At 61.9% G+C, this 12,999-nt stretch carries 15 protein-coding genes; 8 read left to right on the plus strand and 7 right to left on the minus strand.

Going from position 1 to position 12,999, the window contains the following annotated elements:
• Together betC and betI are read right to left on the minus strand one after the other, a co-directional pair.
• On the minus strand, positions 1-1,536 hold the full coding sequence (gene betC, locus BC363_RS08295; RefSeq protein ID WP_065782359.1) for a choline-sulfatase: 1,536 nt from the start codon (positions 1,534-1,536) through the stop codon (positions 1-3).
• A complete protein-coding gene (gene betI, locus BC363_RS08300; RefSeq protein WP_053250702.1) occupies positions 1,533-2,135 on the minus strand; it encodes a transcriptional regulator BetI in 603 nt (200 codons plus the stop codon). Before betI ends, betC begins: the two co-directional genes overlap by 4 nt.
• Before the next feature lie 146 nt (positions 2,136-2,281).
• Between betI and BC363_RS08305 the strand changes: the two genes are divergently transcribed.
• Positions 2,282-2,830, plus strand: a complete 549-nt coding sequence (locus BC363_RS08305; protein ID WP_065782357.1) for an HdeD family acid-resistance protein — start codon at positions 2,282-2,284, stop codon at positions 2,828-2,830.
• Between the two features lie 4 nt (positions 2,831-2,834).
• Here the strand turns inward: BC363_RS08305 and BC363_RS08310 are convergent, their stop codons facing one another.
• Positions 2,835-3,416, minus strand: coding sequence for a TetR/AcrR family transcriptional regulator (locus tag BC363_RS08310; RefSeq protein WP_065782355.1), 582 nt, complete (start codon positions 3,414-3,416; stop codon positions 2,835-2,837).
• Positions 3,417-3,500: 84 nt separating this feature from the next.
• On the opposite strand from BC363_RS08310, the gene BC363_RS08315 reads away from it, so the two are divergent.
• From BC363_RS08315 to BC363_RS08330, 4 genes are all read left to right on the plus strand, one after another.
• Positions 3,501-3,902 carry a hypothetical protein gene (locus BC363_RS08315; RefSeq protein ID WP_065782353.1) on the plus strand — a complete coding sequence of 134 codons (402 nt, stop codon included), beginning with the start codon at positions 3,501-3,503 and terminating at the stop codon, positions 3,900-3,902.
• A gap of 79 nt (positions 3,903-3,981) precedes the next feature.
• Positions 3,982-4,374: a DUF3995 domain-containing protein gene (locus BC363_RS08320; protein ID WP_244519823.1), complete on the plus strand. Its 393-nt coding sequence runs from the start codon at positions 3,982-3,984 to the stop codon at positions 4,372-4,374.
• A gap of 200 nt (positions 4,375-4,574) precedes the next feature.
• The gene (locus tag BC363_RS08325) at positions 4,575-6,371 is read left to right on the plus strand and encodes a GGDEF domain-containing protein (protein ID WP_065782432.1); all 1,797 of its coding nucleotides are present in this window, start codon (positions 4,575-4,577) and stop codon (positions 6,369-6,371) included.
• A gap of 115 nt (positions 6,372-6,486) precedes the next feature.
• Positions 6,487-7,497 (plus strand): NAD(P)H-quinone oxidoreductase, encoded by a 1,011-nt coding sequence (locus BC363_RS08330; RefSeq protein ID WP_065782349.1) that lies wholly within the window; start codon positions 6,487-6,489, stop codon positions 7,495-7,497.
• Positions 7,498-7,866: 369 nt separating this feature from the next.
• Here the strand turns inward: BC363_RS08330 and BC363_RS08335 are convergent, their stop codons facing one another.
• Positions 7,867-8,604, minus strand: a complete 738-nt coding sequence (locus tag BC363_RS08335) for a DUF3750 domain-containing protein (RefSeq protein WP_065782347.1) — start codon at positions 8,602-8,604, stop codon at positions 7,867-7,869.
• 72 nt (positions 8,605-8,676) lie between these two features.
• On the opposite strand from BC363_RS08335, the gene BC363_RS08340 reads away from it, so the two are divergent.
• Positions 8,677-9,684 (plus strand): asparaginase, encoded by a 1,008-nt coding sequence (locus BC363_RS08340; protein WP_065782345.1) that lies wholly within the window; start codon positions 8,677-8,679, stop codon positions 9,682-9,684.
• Between the two features lie 75 nt (positions 9,685-9,759).
• On the opposite strand, the gene BC363_RS08345 is transcribed toward BC363_RS08340, so the two are convergent.
• Positions 9,760-10,512, minus strand: a complete 753-nt coding sequence (locus BC363_RS08345) for a DeoR/GlpR family DNA-binding transcription regulator (RefSeq protein WP_065782343.1) — start codon at positions 10,510-10,512, stop codon at positions 9,760-9,762.
• A gap of 93 nt (positions 10,513-10,605) precedes the next feature.
• Between BC363_RS08345 and BC363_RS08350 the strand changes: the two genes are divergently transcribed.
• Positions 10,606-10,977, plus strand: coding sequence for a DUF4406 domain-containing protein (locus BC363_RS08350; protein WP_065782341.1), 372 nt, complete (start codon positions 10,606-10,608; stop codon positions 10,975-10,977).
• Positions 10,978-11,060: 83 nt separating this feature from the next.
• Here BC363_RS08350 and BC363_RS08355 read toward each other — a convergent pair whose 3' ends face one another.
• Positions 11,061-11,792, minus strand: a complete 732-nt coding sequence (locus tag BC363_RS08355) for a DUF4198 domain-containing protein (protein ID WP_065782339.1) — start codon at positions 11,790-11,792, stop codon at positions 11,061-11,063.
• 140 nt (positions 11,793-11,932) lie between these two features.
• On the opposite strand from BC363_RS08355, the gene BC363_RS08360 reads away from it, so the two are divergent.
• Positions 11,933-12,553 (plus strand): glutathione S-transferase N-terminal domain-containing protein, encoded by a 621-nt coding sequence (locus BC363_RS08360; protein ID WP_065782336.1) that lies wholly within the window; start codon positions 11,933-11,935, stop codon positions 12,551-12,553.
• Here the strand turns inward: BC363_RS08360 and BC363_RS08365 are convergent.
• Positions 12,550-12,978 (minus strand): hypothetical protein, encoded by a 429-nt coding sequence (locus tag BC363_RS08365; protein WP_065782334.1) that lies wholly within the window; start codon positions 12,976-12,978, stop codon positions 12,550-12,552. The two genes, BC363_RS08360 and BC363_RS08365, sit on opposite strands and share 4 nt — an antisense overlap.
• Between the last annotated feature and the right edge of the window lie 21 nt (positions 12,979-12,999).

The following is a 12,999-nucleotide window of genomic DNA, read 5'->3' on the forward strand; positions in this document are numbered from 1 at the left end:
TCATTCTCCCCGCGGATAGCGTTTCGATTCCTCGAGATTGTCGAGGTTCATGTGGTTGCGCATGTAGCGCTCGGATGCCTTTTGCAGCGGCTGGTGGTCCCACGGATAGTAGGCGCCGTTCCGCAGCGCCTCGTAGACCACCCAGCGCCGTGCCTGGTTTTCACGCACGGCGGCATCGAAGGCCTCCATGTCCCAGTGGGCGGCGCACATGTCGCGAAACGCATTGAGCGTCGCCGCCAGCACCGGCGTTTCTGGGCTGGCGGCCAGGTTCTTCAGCTCCAGCGGATCGGTTTCGAGATCATAGAGCTGATCCGGGTCGAGCGCGCAGTGGATAAATTTCCATTTCCCCTCGCGAATGGCGACCAGTGGCGCGTAGGAGGCTTCCGCCGCATACTCCATCAACACCGGTTCCGTGCGCTCCTCGCCGTTGATGACAGGCACGAGGCTGATGCCGTCCGTCCAGGGCTTCACCTCGTCCATCGAGATGCCGGCAAGGTCGCAAAGCGACGGCGTCACGTCGAGGTTCGATGTCGGTGCCAAGTGCAGGCCGGGCGCGACGCCGGGGCCGGCGACCATCAGGGGCACGCGCGCCGAGCCTTCGAAGAAGTTCATCTTGAACCACAGGCCGCGCTCGCCGAGCATGTCGCCATGGTCTGAGCAGAAGAGGATCAGCGTGTTGTCGAGCAACCGGGTGCGCGTCAGCGTGTCAATGAGTTCGCCGACCTTCTCGTCGAGGTAGGAAATATTGGCGAAATAGGCGCGACGCGAGCGGCGGATGTTGTCTTCCGTGAGGTCGAAATTGACGTAGTCGCAGGAATGCATGATGCGTTTGGAATGCGGGTCCTGCTCTTCGTCCGGCAACATGCCGACTTCGGGGAGCAGATGCTCGCAATTTTCGTACAGGTCCCAAAATTTCTTGCGTGCGACATAGGGGTCGTGCGGGTGAGTGAAGGACACGGTCAGGCACCAGGGGCGGCGGCTGTCATCGTCGTTCTCGCGCGACAGCTGGTAGAGCTTCTGGTTGGCGAGGAAGGCGACCTCGTCGTCATACTCCATCTGGTTGGTGATCTCGGCAACGCCGGCGCCTGTGACCGATCCGAGATTGTGGTACCACCAGTCGATGCGCTCGCCCGGCTTGCGATAATCCGGCGTCCAGCCGAAATCGGCGGGATAGATGTCGGTGGTCAGGCGCTCTTCGAAGCCGTGCAATTGGTCCGGGCCGACGAAATGCATCTTGCCCGACAGCGCCGTGTAATAGCCGGCGCGGCGCAGATGGTGCGCGTAAGTCGGGATCGAGGACTGGTATTCGGCGGCATTGTCGTAGACGCGGGTGCGGCTCGGCAACTGACCGGCCATGAACGAGGCGCGGGCCGGCGCGCAGAGCGGCGACGAGGTGTAGTTGTTGCGAAAGCGGGCGGAGCGGGCGGCAAGGTTCTTCAGGTTCGGCGCATGCAGGAATTCCGCCGGGCCGTCGGGAAAGAGCTTTCCGTTCAGCTGATCGACCATGATGATCAGGATATTCGGTCTGGCGGTCATATGGCCCGTCCTTGGCGGTGGAGCTGGTCAAGATGCGAGGTGACGTAGTCTTCCGTCAACGCGATCGAGGCCTCGATGCCGATCGGCGCGGAGCGCAGACTCTGGCGGATGTAGAGCCCGTCGATCATCGCAGCTGCGCCTTCCGCGATGCGTTCCGCGTCATCGACAGGGCAAAGCGCCTTGAGGCTCGCCATCAGGTTGGAGCGTAGCCGGCGGGCATAGACGACGAGGAAGCGGCGCACGTCTTCTGAGCGCTGCGCTTCGGAATAGAAGGCAAGCCACGCGGCGATGGTATCGGGCGCAAACTGGCTTGCCTGGAACGAGACGCGGATCAATGCGCTAAGCTTCTCGCGCGGCGTTGCCGCTACGCTCAACGCCGTCACCGTATCGTCGCGCAGCTGTCTTAGAAGGCTGCGGACTGTCTCGATCAGCAATTGCTCCTTGCTGCCGAAATAGTGATGGGCAAGCGCTGGGGAGACGCCGGCATTGCGGGCAATCTCGGACATGGTGACGGCGAGCGTGCCCTGATCGCCGATCACGCGCAGCGCCGCATCCACCAGCGCCTTGCGGCGCACAGGCTCCATTCCGACCTTGGGCATCCGCCATCTCCCTTGATGATGATCAGTTTATTTTTGATTGACTCATCAATCAATAAAAATCTGCGATGTTTTCTCTTTCTTTTTGCAGAGAAATCCGGCTCAATCCGCTGGTAGCGTTCTGGATACTCGAAGGACTGGAGGTTGAAATGACCGATGCATTCGATCCGGCTGGCAAGGCGGCGGTTGCCGGCAAATGGGGATGGTTCGTCGCGCTCGGCGTGCTCTTGATCATGTGCGGCGGTCTTGCCTTCGGCAACCTGCTGATGGCGACGGTGGCCTCGGTTTATTATGTCGGGCTGATCATGCTGATCGGCGGCCTGTTCAATCTTGCCCATGCCTTCCAGGTCAAAGGCTGGGATAGCGTGCTCTATTGGGTGCTGAGCGGCGCCTGCTACGCCGTTGCCGGGCTTTTCGCCTTCATCAATCCGGTGCTGGCCTCGTCCGTCCTCACCTTCCTGATGGCCATCGCGCTGATCGTTGCCGGTTGCTTCCGCATCTGGGTCAGCTTCAAGCTGCGGCCGATCCAGGGCTGGGGATGGGTCGCGCTCGGCGGTCTGGTCACGCTCGCCGCCGGCCTGATCATTGCTGCCGGTTGGCCGGTCAACAGCCTGTGGATCCTCGGCCTGTTCCTGGCGGTCGATCTGGTGATGCAGGGCCTGTCGCTGATCGCCTTCGGGGTTTTGGCGAAGGGCTGAGCCGCTAGGCTTGTGAGCTGTCGCCACCCTGGAGAAGTGCTGCCAGCAGCGCAAGCATGTCAGCGCGCAGATCGGCGAGCTCGCCTGAGGCGAGCGCCTCCAGCCCGATCAGGGCGCCATAGAGAATGTTTGCGCCGCTTCGGCTAAAGGCGGTGCAAAAGCCGCATCGCTCAAACAGTTCGGCGACATAGGCGAGCCGCCGCTGGTCGACCGCCTTGAGCGCCGCTGCAGCGGCGCTGTCGTAACGCGCCCATTCGCGGATTGCACCTTCCGTACGGACGCCACCATAGGCGAGGTTGCGATCGTCGGTGGCAGCCTCAACCAGCAGCCTCAGCTGTTCGCGCCCCGACCCGTCGTTCGCTTCGACATCCGCGATGATCGCATCCGTGGCTTGGCTGGACCAATGCGCGAGCATCTGCGCCTTGAGATCCGGCACATCCTTGAAATGCCAGTAGAACGACCCCTTGCTGACCTTCAGGTCGCGCGCGATCGCTTCGGCCCTGATTGCCTGCACGCCTCCGCTCGACAGCGCACGGAAGGCCGCCTTGATCCAGTCATCGCTCGAAAGTGAGGTTTTCGTCGCCATGTCGCATCCATACGCCACCGTATTGACTCGCGCAACAGGTGTGCGTACATACGCTACCGTATGGTGAGTTTTGGAGATGAGACCATGAACCTTTGGCTCCTTTCGGCAGCGGCACTTTCATTTTTGACCACAGGCATTCATGTGCTGGCGGGTGGGCCCGACGTGCACGATCCGTTGCTTGCGGCTGACATTTCGCCCGTCCTCAAGGTCTATGTGTCGCTGCTTTGGCATGCGACGACCGCCGTCCTTGCCGTCAACAGCGTCGCCTTGCTTTGGGCATCGGCCGCCCGCCGCCATCGGCAGGCGCTCGCCGGTGCCGTGGTGGCGCAGTATCTCGCCTATGCCGGCCTCTTTATCGGCTACGGGCTCGTCTATGTCGGCACCCTCTGGCAGACGCCGCAATGGATCGTGTTCCTGCTGATCTCCGCTCTGGCACTGGTGGGGTTGCGTTCAACGCCTTTGAAGCTGCGCAAGTTGGCCGCCTGAGCGCAGCAGCCCGAACCTTGCGACGGAGGATAAGTTGGTATCACTTGTGTCTGCTTCGGCAATTTGCCTTGTTCTTTCGGTGATTGCCGTTCTTCACGCCTATTGGGCTTGGGGTGGCCTCTGGCCGGGTCACGATGAAGCGTCCCTGGCGAAAACCGTCGTCGGCGCGTCCGGCTTGGAAACCATGCCGCCCGCCGGCTTGACGGTGTTGGTCGCAATCCTGATCTTCGTTGCAGGCCTGTTGCCACTGATATTCGTTTCTGGTGTGCCATCGATCTTGCCGGCGAGCTTGGTGTGGATGGGAATGGTGCTGCTCGCCGCTATTTTTCTTGTCCGCGGCGTCCTTGCGTTCACACCGATTTTCCGTGGCCGCCATCCGCAGCAGCCTTTCGCCACTCTCGACCGGCGTTTCTATGGGCCTTTGTGCCTGGTTATCGGTGTCGGCTATGTCCTCGTTCTTGCTCTCGCCTGAACCTGCAGAGACACGTTATCCGCAGTTTCGAAAAATTAGATGAAACTGCTGATTTTATTAGAAAGTTCGACAGTGATCAGCGCGGGCGGAGCTGTCACATAGCTTTCATCAAAGCTTCATACAGGGGAAAGACTTCGTTGACTCTTGGCCGCCATCCTGTGGCCGTCCGATCGTCCGTTCTCAAGTTTCTGGAGCCCGGCATGTCCGCCGCCCCCGCCGAAATTCTCTCGCTTCGCCGGTTCGGCGACGACCAGATCGTAACGCTTGCAAAGCTTGTGATCGAAAGCGCCTTCCAGCCGATCGTCGAAGCGGCAACCGGTGCCGTCTTCGGCTACGAGTCGCTGATGCGCGGCTTTCAAAAGCTGGGCTTTGCCTCACCGCTGGAATTGCTCGACAAGGCCGAGGAGGCCGGCCAGCTTCTGGCGCTCGAGCATATGGTCAACAGCCGCGCCGTCGCCGCATTCGCGACGTTGCCGGAGTTCTCCACCCGCACGCTGTTCCTGAATTTCGATTCCCGCCTCGTCGGCGGCGAAAACACGATCGTCGAGCGCCTCGTCAACCACCTGAAACGCGCCAACATCGCGCCGTCCTCGCTGTGTTTCGAGCTGTCCGAGCGCTTCGACAGCGGCAAGATGCCGGATTTCTCTGCGCTCGTCCGCGAACTCCGGCTGGCCGGCTTCAAGCTGGCCATCGATGATTTCGGCGCCGGCTTCAACGGCCTCAAGCTGCTCTGCGATCAGCCCGTCGATTATGTGAAGATCGACCGGCACTTCATTTCCGGCATCGACGCCGATGCGCGCAAGCGCCACCTCGTTCGCCATACCGTCAACACCGCCCATGTGCTCGGCACCCGGGTCATCGCCGAAGGCGTCGAGACCGAGGCGGAGTTCCAGACCTGTCGCGATCTCGGCTGTGACCTCGTGCAGGGCTATTTCATCGCCCGGCCGACGACGCATCTGAGCGAGTTGCAGCCGGCCTATCCGCACCTGGCCGTGAATAGCGGCGGTCACTGGTCTTCAGCGACGCTCGACAGCATTCTTATCCGCAAGCAGATCGAACAGTTGCCGGCGGTGCGCGAAAGCGACGAGCTCGAATCCGTGTTCGATCTCTTCCGGCTCAACCCACGCCAGGCCTTCTTTCCGGTGCTCAACGCCAATGGTGAGCCGCGCGGCATTCTGCACGAATACCACCTCAAGGAGATGATCTATCATCCCTTCGGCCGCGATCTGCTCAAGAACCGGCTCTACCAGCGCCGCATCTCGCATTTCGCAAGCCCGGCACCGATCGCCGATCTCGATACGCCGGCCGACGAGATGTTGAAGATCTTTGCCGGCATGGACGGCAGCGACTGCGTGATCCTGACCGAGAATATGCGTTACGCCGGCATCCTGTCGGCATCCTCCCTCCTAAAGATCATCAACGAGAAGCAGCTGAAGACGGCGCAGGAGCAGAACCCGTTGACCGGGCTGCCCGGCAATCGCGCCATCCGGGACTACGTTCAGGACGCCATCCTCGACGGCGACCAGCCGCGTTATTTCTGCTACTGCGACTTCGACAATTTCAAGCCGTTCAACGATACCTACGGTTTCCAGAAAGGCGATCTGGCGATCTCGCTTTTCGCGGCATTGCTGCGGCGGCATTTCATCGGCGAAGAGAAGTTCCTCGGTCATGTCGGCGGCGACGATTTTTTTGTCGGCATCAGCGGCTGCACCGTCGATGAGCTGCAGATCGTTCTTCACCGTCTGCTTGACGATTTCGCCTCCGATGTCCGCCAGCTCTATCTGCCGGAGCATCAGGCAGAGGGGCGCATCAGCGGTCATGGCCGCGATGGCACGGCCAAGGATTTTCCGCTGATGCGCTGCTCGATCGCCGTTCTCGGGTTGCCGGAAGGCTTCGTCTTCTCCGATACCCAGGCCGTCAGCGCCCGCATCGCCGAGATCAAGTCTCGTGCCAAGACCAGCGCCAGCGGCCTTGTTCTGGAGGCACTGGGCGTCTGACCGCCCGGCGCCCAGTCGCTGACGGGCGGCGCGACGCAGCCAGGCTCTAGAATGGTCTTTTCGAGGAACGGGTACGGCGCTAGGTATGGCGCTTGAGAGTCCTTGAGGTAAAGCCATGTCCCTTCCCGTTGAAATGACCTTCATCGATCTTCCGTCCCCGGGCGGTGCGGAAAATATGGTGCTGTCGAAGGGGCCGTTGCCGACGCTCAAGCCGGGCGACATTCTGGTGCGCGTCGAAGCGGCAGGCATCAATCGGCCCGATGTGCTCCAGCGCAAGGGGGACTACCCGCCGCCGCCCGGTGCCAGCCCCATTCTCGGGCTGGAGGTTGCCGGCGAAGTGGTGGCGCTCGGCGAAGGGGCGCAAGGTTTTTCGATCGGCGACAAGGTCTGCGCGCTCGCCAACGGCGGTGGTTACGCCGAATATGCGGCAGTGCCGGCGACGCAGGCGCTTGGCTGGCCGAAAGGTTATGACGCGGTGAAAGCGGCAGCGCTGCCGGAGACGTTTTTTACCGTCTGGGCCAATGTCTTCGACATGGCGGGGCTGAAGACCGGGGAGACGATCCTCATCCACGGCGGATCGAGCGGCATCGGCACGACGGCAATCCAGCTGGCAAAAGCGCTGGGCGCAGAGGTATTCGTTACCGCCGGCAGCACTGAGAAGTGCCGGGCCTGCGAGGCGCTCGGCGCGAAACGGGCGATCAACTATCGCGACGAGGACTTCAAGTCGGTCGTGCTTGAGGAAACCGGCGGCCGTGGCGTTGACGTCATCCTCGACATGGTTGGCGGCCGCTACTTCGACCGCAATATCGGTTCGCTTGCCAAGGATGGCCGGCTCTCGATCATCGCCTTTCTCGGCGGTACCAGGGTCGAGGCAGCCAACATCGCCCCGATCCTGTCGAAGCGCCTGCATGTCATGGGTTCGGCACTCCGCCCGCGCACCGCGGCGGAGAAGCAGGCCATCCGTGACGGGCTGCTGGCAACTGCCTGGCCCTTGCTCGAGGCGGGAAAAGTGGCTCCGGTCATCCACGCGGTGCTGCCGTTCGAGCGGGTGGCAGACGGACATCGGATGATGGAAGAGGGCGACCACATCGGCAAGATCGTCGTGACCACGCGAAATTCATCGTGAAGATGGCGTGAGCTACGACCTTCGTCGGCCTTGCAATATCAGGAAAAACACCTACCTTCGAACGATCGGTAACGAACAGGAAGGAAGGTGATCCAATGTCTAATGAGATTTCGGTCGTCGTGACAGGCATGGGAGAGGTGAACACGTCGAGGCAACCTTCGGCCTGATCCCCGCCTTCCTTCGGGTCCCAAGCCCGGGCCGGCCACTTGGCTAGAACTCATGGGAAGGGTCGCCTCGTGCGGCCCTTTTCGATTTTTACCCCGCCTGATTTTCTACAGCGCCGCGCGTCTTTTAAGACGCGCCAAGGTCGCTGTAACGCTTTAAATTATGCATTAGCGTTCGCTGTCGCTCCATGATGACTGGCTCACGTCAAATACCGAAACGCCCGATCGCCGGAATCTTGATGCCCGGATTGGCGATATCGAAACCGGCGACGAGGCCGAAGAAATGCAGCTCCAGGCCGCTGCGCACCCCTGCGGAAATGCCCGCCAGGCCATAGAGCGTCGCATGCAGGTCGCGCCCATCAGCGTCGACCTGAAACAGTTTTCCCTCCGGCAGATAGTCACGCCCGACCGCATCCGGCGGCAACACCGCATCGAGTTCCGGCACCGAGCGCAGCACGTGGGCAACGAAAGTATTGGAGTTCGGCCCCGGCCAGATCCGGTAGCCGCCGGCCGCGGAATAGGGATAGGCAGCGATCGCCGCTTCGATCTTCGGGATCAGTCTGCTTGCCTCAGCACCGCTGACGGTCGCGACCAGCCGCGGCTCGTTCGAATACCAGCGGGCGTCCGCCTGATAGGCGTTCCTGCGGATCGGCTTGCCCCAGCCGACCTTGTCGTAGCGATTATAGGCCTGGGCGCCCTTTTCCTTGGTGACGATCCAGGCGTGGCTCGCGACGGCACCTTTCATGCCGCCCGTCGTGGCGGAAAAGATGTAGACGGCCGCATCCGGGCTTTGCGCCGGCTTTGGCAGGATGCCCGCCGATGACCAATCGGCATCGCGCCAGCTCTCGGGGCGCTCCTTCACGTACCACCATCCGGCAGAGGCCAGAGCCGGCAAGAGGTAGATGACCAGAAAGGCGGCAACGAGCCTGCGGATGAATTTCATGAAAGTGCCGGTTTCCTGTTGTCCGATTCCTGCTAAATGCATGCACCAATCTAGGAAATTTGAGGGCAAGGCATGTCGAATCCCGTTCTCGTCGAAGTCACGCGCGGCAATCTGGTCGAAAGCCGTCACCGCGGCATGGTTGTTGCCGTCGACGGCGAAGGCCGGACGATCTTTTCGTTGGGCGATACCGACAGCGGTGTGTTCCCGCGATCGGCCTGCAAGGCGATGCAGGCGCTGCCGCTGATGGAAAGCGGCGCGGCCGATGCTTACGGCTTCGGCAACAAGGAACTGGCGCTCGCCTGCTCCTCCCATTCGGGCGAGCCGGAGCATGTCGCGCTTGCCACAAAGATGCTGGCTGCTGCCGGCCGCGACGTTTCGGCGCTCGAATGCGGCGCCCACTGGTCGTCCGACCAGAAGACGCTGATCGCTCAGGCCCGGTCGATGGAGGCGCCGAGCGCGCTTCACAACAATTGTTCCGGCAAGCATTCCGGCTTCATTTGCGCCTGCTGCCATTCCGGCACCGAGGTGAAGGGCTATGTCGGCTATGACCACCCGCTGCAGCAGGAAATCCGCGGTGCCATGGAGAGCCTCACCGGCGCGATCCTCGGCCGCGACAATTGCGGCGTCGATGGCTGCTCGATCCCGACCTATGCGGTGCCGCTCAAGGGCTTGGCACATGGCTTTGCCAAAATGGCGACCGGCGTCGGTCTCGCGCCGGAGCGCGCCCGGGCGTCGAAGCGGCTGGTCGAGGCCTGCATGGCCGAGCCCTTTTACGTCGCCGGCACGAAGCGCGGCTGCACCCGGCTGATGGAAACGGCACCTGGCCGGATCTTTGCCAAGACCGGCGCCGAAGGCGTGTTCTGCGCGGCGATCCCGGAAAAGGGCATCGCCATTGCCGTCAAGTGCGAAGATGGCGCCACCCGTGCCGCCGAGGCGATGGTCACCGCCACACTTGCCCGCTTCTTCCGGGACGAGCCTGATGTGCACGCGGCCCTGATGGCACAGGCGAACCACACGATGAAGAACTGGAACGGCATCCCGGTCGGCGACATCAGGGTGACGGAAGCCTTCACCGCCTGATATCATCGGAAGAACGCGCGGCCCGGAATCCGGCCCGCGCTTTTGAAGACGCTTGCATCGATCGGTTCCGCTTCCTCAGGCGGAGAGGAGCGTCATGCCCTTATCGCGATAGGGGCCGAGAGCATCATCGTTCATATCCTCGGGCACGATGAGGCCGGCAATGTCGTCTGCGTCGGCGATGTGATGCGGCGAGGTGGCACCGAACTTTTCGGCCGTGGCGACGACGAAAGTGTCCGCCGCCTGGCCGAGGATCGCCCGCTTGACGGCAGCCTCCTCATAGTCGCCGGTCGAAAATCCGTGAACCGGATGGATTGCGGTGACGCCGAGGAAGAAGATGTCGACGCGGATGCCTGCAATGGCCGCCACTGCAGCGGAGCCCGTTGCCACCATCGAGTGCTTGTAAAGTCGACCGCCGATCAGGATCACATCCGCCTCATGCCTTTCGAGTTCCGCCGCAATGGTCGGGCTGTGGGTCACGATCGTTAGCCGCATTTCGCGCGGAAGCGCTCTGGCGATTTCGGCGTTGCTTGTGCCGCCGTCGAGAAAGATCGTCTGCCCGGGAATGACAAGCCCGGCCGCCTTGCGTCCGAGCCTGCGCTTGACGTCACCGGCAATCTCCTGCCGTGCGGCAAAATCCGGTAGAGGAGGCACGAGCGGCAGCGCACCGCCATGCACCCGCTGCAGTAGACCCTCGGCCGCCATTTCCCTGAGATCTCGGCGGATCGTGTCTTCGGAAAGCTCCAATTCACCCGCCAGACGCTTGGCGATGATCTCGCCATCGCGGCTTAGCCGTGCCGAGATCAACGCCCGTCTCTGTGTGGTCAGCATAATTTTGCTCCTTGACTCTTCAAGATATTGCACGAAATATCGTGATTACTCCAGCATAATCTGGATATATCGTGCAATAATAAGGAGAGAATCATGCTGATCCTGATTGCGGGTCCCTATCGCTCGGGTACTGGCGACGATCCAGCCAAGATGGCAGCAAATCTGAAGCGGTTGGAAGAGCCGTCCTATGCCCTGTTCAGGGCAGGTCATGTGCCGATGATTGGGGAGTGGGTGGCGCTACCGGTCTGGCATGCGGCCGGCGGCGCCAAGATCGGCGACGAGCTCTACGAGGAGATCTTCCATCCCGTCGCCGGCCGCTTGCTGGCGCTTTGCGACGCCGTGCTGCGGCTGCCGGGCGACAGCAAGGGAGCGGACAACGATGTGCGCATCGCCCGGGAGCGCGGCATGCCGGTCTATTACAACCTCGAAGATGTGCCCGGCTGCGGCCAGGCGCGGGTCGCCTGAGCCAAAGCAGCCCCGGCGGGTATGGTCCGCCGGGGCTGCCTCGTACGCGTTAAGCCTGTCGCGCCGCCCGAGAAGGCGACGATCTATTCGTGCACGTGCGGCTCGGCGACGAAGGTCAGCGTTGCCGTCAGGCCCTTCCTGTCGGCGGCGGTATCGTTCTCGAGCGGAATTGCGTGGCTGACGGCAAGAATGTTGACGCCGGCATTGCGCAGAGTCACTTCGGCTTCGCCCTTCGCGTCCGTTTTTTCGGAAATGAGTTCCGGCAGTCCGGTGTAGTCGACGGTGATTTCCTTGCCTTCGAGCGGCTTTCCATCAAGCAACAAGCGGACGCGAAACTTCTCGCCGGGCTTCAGCCCGATCGGATTGTCGAGTGGCACGATCTGCAGCGGCTGGGCGGGAAAGGCCGGCATGTCGCCATGCACGTGGACAAGCGCGATGCTGTATTTCACCGAGTGGCTCGCCTGCTTGGCGCCGGGCACTTCGCTCTTAGGCTTGTTCACCCATTTGCCGTCGGCACCCTCGCTCCAATAGCCATTGTCGAATTCGAGCGCGAGCAGCGCAGGCTCACCATCAAGCTTCAGCAGCGCATGGGTGCCGGCCGGTTCGATCGTGACAGGCAGTGCCTTGCCGTCCTCGCCGAGCGCCGAGACGGACTTCACCTTTGCCGGATCATAGGCTTCATCGGCGGGGCCATGGCCGTAGATCACCGCAAGGTCGCCCCAGCGCTCGCCGATCCAGGCGCCATGCGCAAATGCGGGCGTGGCTGCGGTGGCGAGCAGACTGGCGGCAAGCAGGGAGGAAATGAAGGTTTTCATGAGTGACTCCGAAAATATGTTATAACGTAACGTTCACGTTGTATTGAATATGGATTTGGCTTGTCAATCGTAGAGACTTCATTTCTTCTGCGGCCCGAAAGGCGGCGCCAGCGCCGCCCTTGAATGGCAAGGAGAGTAACGTGCTGAAATTGTTCTACACCCCGGGAACCTGCTCGCTGGCCTCGCACATCGCGCTGGAGGAGGCAGGCGTCGATTACACGGCTGTACGGGTCGATTTTTCCAAGGCGGAACAGACCAAACCTGACTATCTCGCGGTCAACCCGAAGGGACGTGTCCCGGCACTCGTTACCGATCGCGGCACCATTACGGAGACGCCGGCGATCCTCACCTACATCGCCCAAAGCGTTCCGCAGGCCAAGTTGGCACCGCTCGACGATGCCTTCGAGTTTGCACGGATCCAGTCATTTCTGAGCTACCTCTGCTCGACCGTGCATGTCGCCCACGCCCACGGCCGGCGCGGTTCGCGTTGGGCTGACGACCCGGCCGCACACGAGGCAATGAGAGCCAAGGTTGCTTCGAACATGGCGGATTGCTTCGAGCTGATCGAAACCAGGATGCTCGCCGGTCCTTTCGTCACGGGCGATACCTATTCGATCGCCGACCCCTACCTCTTCACCATCGCTGGCTGGCTCGAGCCCGATGGCGTCGACCCGACACGCTTTCCCAGAATTCTGGACCACCGCAACCGCATGGCGCAGCGGCCGGCGGTCGCCCGGGTTCTGGCGGTTCTGGAGGCCTAGGTTCGGGGCGAGCGTCCAGCAAGCCTGTCCGGCAGGTCGATCGGCGGCTCGTCCGCCCAGGCGACGAACTCCTGATAGCTGATCTGATCGGAAACGATGGCATGGACGAACAGCGAGCAATAGGCGGCCGGAATCTCTCCCAGCCGCACGTCCAATCTGGACGCCAGCTTCGCCAGGTCGACGTTGGCGATCCGGCCTTCGGCAATACGCTTTTCCATGCCGAGCCTGCATCCAGTCGCGGCGCGTGATCTGGCACGCGACCCTTCCCGAAGTGCAAGTTTTCTTTCCTCCCACGCCTCGGCGGTAAGTCCGTCAGCGCTGGAGGCACGGCCGAACTCGGCCACGCTGAAATTCATCACCAGCATGAGAACAACGACGAGGCCAAGGCTAACGATGAGCCCGTTCAAAGCCTTGCTGAACCGCATTTGAAACCTTCATTCCCAAAC

This window comes from Ensifer sp. LC384 (genome assembly GCF_001695865.1).
GTDB lineage: Bacteria > Pseudomonadota > Alphaproteobacteria > Rhizobiales > Rhizobiaceae > Ensifer.

Coding starts and splice junctions, on each gene's coding strand:
- betC (WP_065782359.1), bottom strand. CDS start 1,536: ATGACCGCCAGACCGAATATCCTGATCATCATGGTCGATCAGCTGAAC.
- betI (WP_053250702.1), bottom strand. CDS start 2,135: ATGCCCAAGGTCGGAATGGAGCCTGTGCGCCGCAAGGCGCTGGTGGAT.
- BC363_RS08305 (WP_065782357.1), top strand. CDS start 2,282: ATGACCGATGCATTCGATCCGGCTGGCAAGGCGGCGGTTGCCGGCAAA.
- BC363_RS08310 (WP_065782355.1), bottom strand. CDS start 3,416: ATGGCGACGAAAACCTCACTTTCGAGCGATGACTGGATCAAGGCGGCC.
- BC363_RS08315 (WP_065782353.1), top strand. CDS start 3,501: ATGAACCTTTGGCTCCTTTCGGCAGCGGCACTTTCATTTTTGACCACA.
- BC363_RS08325 (WP_065782432.1), top strand. CDS start 4,575: ATGTCCGCCGCCCCCGCCGAAATTCTCTCGCTTCGCCGGTTCGGCGAC.
- BC363_RS08330 (WP_065782349.1), top strand. CDS start 6,487: ATGTCCCTTCCCGTTGAAATGACCTTCATCGATCTTCCGTCCCCGGGC.
- BC363_RS08335 (WP_065782347.1), bottom strand. CDS start 8,604: ATGAAATTCATCCGCAGGCTCGTTGCCGCCTTTCTGGTCATCTACCTC.
- BC363_RS08340 (WP_065782345.1), top strand. CDS start 8,677: ATGTCGAATCCCGTTCTCGTCGAAGTCACGCGCGGCAATCTGGTCGAA.
- BC363_RS08345 (WP_065782343.1), bottom strand. CDS start 10,512: ATGCTGACCACACAGAGACGGGCGTTGATCTCGGCACGGCTAAGCCGC.
- BC363_RS08350 (WP_065782341.1), top strand. CDS start 10,606: ATGCTGATCCTGATTGCGGGTCCCTATCGCTCGGGTACTGGCGACGAT.
- BC363_RS08355 (WP_065782339.1), bottom strand. CDS start 11,792: ATGAAAACCTTCATTTCCTCCCTGCTTGCCGCCAGTCTGCTCGCCACC.
- BC363_RS08365 (WP_065782334.1), bottom strand. CDS start 12,978: ATGCGGTTCAGCAAGGCTTTGAACGGGCTCATCGTTAGCCTTGGCCTC.